Origin of the sequence: Haloarcula amylolytica JCM 13557, from assembly GCF_000336615.1 — an archaeon.
Lineage (GTDB): Archaea > Halobacteriota > Halobacteria > Halobacteriales > Haloarculaceae > Haloarcula > Haloarcula amylolytica.
This window is the reverse complement of record NZ_AOLW01000062.1, coordinates 1-3,347: the sequence shown is the minus strand read 5'-3', so window position 1 is coordinate 3,347 and position 3,347 is coordinate 1. Positions and strand designations below refer to the sequence as shown.

Genomic DNA, 3,347 nt, shown 5'->3' with positions numbered 1-3,347 from the left:
TCCACAGTGAAAGTGGAACACTTACCTGAGCTTACGGCCTTCACCCCCGGGGTCAAGCCCCGAGGCACTCGGCCTGCTCCGCCTGTAGACGTACTTGATTCTGCCTGAATTCACTCTGGCGCAACAACGTCCTCACACGACGGACACTCGGCCCAGACACCCTCTGTGCCGTCATCTTTCTCGTATTCAACCAGAATCCACGCAGTTGTGATCTGGTTGTCGCAATCCGGACAGCGACCAACGCTTTGCGTATCATCGGGCATGGAAAGGGGATGGAAAGAGCGTGTGACAATGTTCTTTCCAATGACAACTCGAATTGCCTCGAAAATAAGTGTTCACCGGATTTCTAAGATGAGCAGTCCACATATTGCATTGCGATGTTCTCAAAGTATTGCTGCGGGGTAAAACGAGAAAATTCGCGGTCGGCCGTGTGAATCACTACCTCTGGAGTATCCTGTGGATGAGCACACTGCCGGGCAAAGACGACGATCGGGACGTCTTTGTTTTGAATATCGAATGCCTCTCCCATCGCTTGGACACGAGGGTCCTGGCGGACTGAATTCAGATCGATTTCGCGGATTTCTGTCTGAGTTGGCCCGTGAATGGTTGGGTTTCCGTAGACGATGTCAGCAAAGCGGGTTTGCACTCGCTCGATTAGTTTCTGGTCGTGGTCAGAACGCTGGAGATTGTGCATCACTTCTTCGAAAATATATGCGCTCACACCGACGTGATAGGCACTTTGGATCGCTTTGTCGACGAGCGAAACCGCTTCCTCACACGTCTGTGTCAGGCCGAATATCCAGATATTCGAGTCAAAAACATCCATTCAGAAGTTACTGTGGTAGTTCACGGTCCGCATCAGTAGATGTAACAGAGTCAGATAGCATTCGCTCAATGTCCCAGTCGATATCCTCGGAGAGTGCTTGCAGGTCCTCCCACGCATCGACTGAGGAAACCCCGTTTCGGCGTGCTCGATTGTAGATCCGTGCCGATTCCTCGCTCATATAGTTGGCATACCAGTTATTATTGAATAAGCGTTGGGGTGGAACCAGAATGTCACCGGACAGCCGGTTCGATATCCCAGTCCGAAGCAACAATACTGGCATAGACACGGTCTCTCTGTGCCAAGGCTCCCCGAGACACCGGTCAGATCGGAACGCTTCCAGCTTTATCAGCGTTCGTCGATAGCACGGCTCCTTCAGTCCTCTTCTACCATCGGTCTTGTACGGGACTGAAAAGGGGAATTCACTAGGAGTGGCGACACATATCGGAGTCGCGCGCGGTTGGAGACGAGAGGGACACGACTGGCACTGACGCTGGCAGTCGGTCCCTTGCAGCGTGGGGCAGACGGCCGGGCGAAGCAGACGGATGCCTGGTTACGGTGTCGTAGAGCAGTTTACAGGGTAGTTTGTTTCATGACTTCTGGGGGGACTATCCGCCCACTACGTCTGCTTACTGAGGAATCTGAGACTTGTAACCCAATTAATAATAATAGTAGTGAGAGTGAAATTCGGTGGGACTAATTAGTATAGAAAATCATAGACTAAGAAATGGCTGTTTACAACAGATGGGGTGATACACCTCACGGCAACCCAACCTCAGCCAGTGAAGAAGTGGCGAAACTTCGTCTTGCGTTGAATCATCTCTCTCTTGCTGAATTAGAGGAACAAAGAGTAGTCAAGTGGGACAAAAATAGCAATGTTGTGAAGAAAGGCCCAAGATTCAACGAGAAAGGGGTTGAGGTTCTGAATAATGAGTGCTGACATGAGCGAAATTATCATTGGGGAAATTATTGAGGCTGTATCCGAGGTAGAGAAAACAAACTCAGAAAGTATGGATATGTGTCTTCACCGCGATGTCTCGACAGAGGCGATACAAAGGTTAGTGGCCCACGAGAGTGATGCGTGGAGACTCCAGTTCGAAACTGAAAACCACGTCGTAGAAGTGACGGGAAACGATACTATCCTCATTGACGGCGAACAAATGTGAACAGCCTCCTAGGTGAGCCTTGGAAGTGTAGTACAGGTATGACAACGGTTCTATAACACTTTGAAACCAGTTGGTTTGCCTAACGTGTGTCGTGGCCAATTGTAATCTGTCGTTCTGTCACTGACTTTGTCACTATTGATTAACTGAGATATCCTGTGGATTGATACCTATTCACAGACATAATTGACATGGGAGAGGACTACATCCTTCCGTAGTTCTAACACTCACTGTGTTCCCACCTTCACTACCCACACTATCGTCTCCCAACCCGTCCCTAATTCAATCACAAACCACTGATGGATCAGAGATGAGGCACGATTCGAATGTACCACCGTGAACGTCCAACCACCCCACTCAATTGAGACGCAATCATGCGCAAAAAAGAATACATCCATATTCACGCTCTGCTCGCGGAAGTCACACGATATTTGATCGAGAACGAAGCCATGTCAGCTGAAACGCTCTCTGCATATGACGCACTTGGGACGCGTCCCACGAGCATTCACAAGTCGAAACAGAACCACTGCGAAGCGATTATAGTCCTTAATAGTGCCATCGAACCATGCCTCAAAGAGACACACACTGATGGCCAGAAGCAATCAGTGAATCGATAACGAGAGTCACGTATCGCTACCAGCCACTGCCCTTTGCTGTGGTACCTACTTCGCCTGTACTGACCGTTTGTTGGGAGGGTCATAGGTAGTGTGGGAAGCGTTGTATGATACCCTCGGATGCCTGGTAGATAGCAGCGTGGGGCTGGCAGGCCGGCTGAGAGCGCGAGCAACGAACGTGTGTCGGCGTGGGACTGACGGCCGGGCAGGAACGGATGGTTGGCTGGTGTGTCGTCTGACCGCCGGGCAGCCGCCGCTGGGCGGCACGCTCGCTCTTGCCGGAGCCGGTACGTGGACCGATGGCCGGCGGAGAGGGTTCGGGTGGGATTTGTCTCGTGTGTGACGGGAGGGAGGTTCTGGCACTGCTGGGCCTAGAGTCGAGTCGTGTGGCACTCGTGACGGTGTCGGGGGAGACGGCACTTCGNCGGCACTCCTGTCTTCGACGGGACTGCTGGGGCCTGCGGTACTACTCCGAACGGAATCGCGACGGCGGACTCGGTGTCGGACCAGCACACCTTGAAAGCCCCACGCCGCTGGCGGTCGCTCAGCGACATATCCTCACTACGTTCGGATAGGGGTCGCTGACCCGACTACAACAAACGCCAGCGGCGTGCCCCTTTCAGTCCCACCCGACTGCTACGGCACAGCACAGCAGAATCGAACGCACGCGTCGGAGTCGCGCGCGATCCGGGTGAGGAACCCTCGCGGCCGGCGCTCCCTCGCCGGAACGAGGACGCTCCTTGCAGT

Annotated in this window: 6 protein-coding genes; 3 read left to right on the top strand and 3 right to left on the bottom strand. The window is 52.9% G+C overall.

Translation table 11 applies throughout. The features are described from left to right. Positions 1–110: 110 nt before the first annotated feature. The 3 genes from C442_RS23240 to C442_RS21905 all read right to left on the bottom strand — a co-directional run bounded on the left by C442_RS23240 (position 111) and on the right by C442_RS21905 (position 1,004). On the bottom strand, positions 111–263 hold the full coding sequence (locus C442_RS23240) for a DUF7837 family putative zinc-binding protein (protein ID WP_449404572.1): 153 nt from the start codon (positions 261–263) through the stop codon (positions 111–113). Positions 264–346: 83 nt separating this feature from the next. Then, positions 347–826 (bottom strand): hypothetical protein, encoded by a 480-nt coding sequence (locus C442_RS19565; protein ID WP_008313539.1) that lies wholly within the window; start codon positions 824–826, stop codon positions 347–349. 7 nt (positions 827–833) lie between these two features. Then, on the bottom strand, positions 834–1,004 hold the full coding sequence (locus C442_RS21905; protein WP_161606640.1) for a hypothetical protein: 171 nt from the start codon (positions 1,002–1,004) through the stop codon (positions 834–836). A 546-nt stretch (positions 1,005–1,550) separates the two neighbouring features. On the opposite strand from C442_RS21905, the gene C442_RS21675 reads away from it, so the two are divergent. The 3 genes from C442_RS21675 (at position 1,551) to C442_RS21200 (ending at position 2,603) form a co-directional block, all read left to right on the top strand. Then, positions 1,551–1,763: a hypothetical protein gene (locus C442_RS21675; protein ID WP_152418500.1), complete on the top strand. Its 213-nt coding sequence runs from the start codon at positions 1,551–1,553 to the stop codon at positions 1,761–1,763. Further along, positions 1,753–1,989, top strand: coding sequence for a HalOD1 output domain-containing protein (locus tag C442_RS19560; protein WP_008313537.1), 237 nt, complete (start codon positions 1,753–1,755; stop codon positions 1,987–1,989). The genes C442_RS21675 and C442_RS19560 overlap by 11 nt, the downstream gene beginning before the upstream one ends. A gap of 371 nt (positions 1,990–2,360) precedes the next feature. After that, complete coding sequence (locus C442_RS21200) at positions 2,361–2,603, top strand: UPF0058 family protein (RefSeq protein ID WP_008313536.1); 243 nt, start codon at positions 2,361–2,363, stop codon at positions 2,601–2,603. Positions 2,604–3,347: the final 744 nt, after the last annotated feature.

Coding starts and splice junctions, on each gene's coding strand:
- C442_RS23240 (WP_449404572.1), bottom strand. CDS start 263: ATGCCCGATGATACGCAAAGCGTTGGTCGCTGTCCGGATTGCGACAAC.
- C442_RS19565 (WP_008313539.1), bottom strand. CDS start 826: ATGGATGTTTTTGACTCGAATATCTGGATATTCGGCCTGACACAGACG.
- C442_RS21905 (WP_161606640.1), bottom strand. CDS start 1,004: ATGAGCGAGGAATCGGCACGGATCTACAATCGAGCACGCCGAAACGGG.
- C442_RS21675 (WP_152418500.1), top strand. CDS start 1,551: ATGGCTGTTTACAACAGATGGGGTGATACACCTCACGGCAACCCAACC.
- C442_RS19560 (WP_008313537.1), top strand. CDS start 1,753: ATGAGTGCTGACATGAGCGAAATTATCATTGGGGAAATTATTGAGGCT.
- C442_RS21200 (WP_008313536.1), top strand. CDS start 2,361: ATGCGCAAAAAAGAATACATCCATATTCACGCTCTGCTCGCGGAAGTC.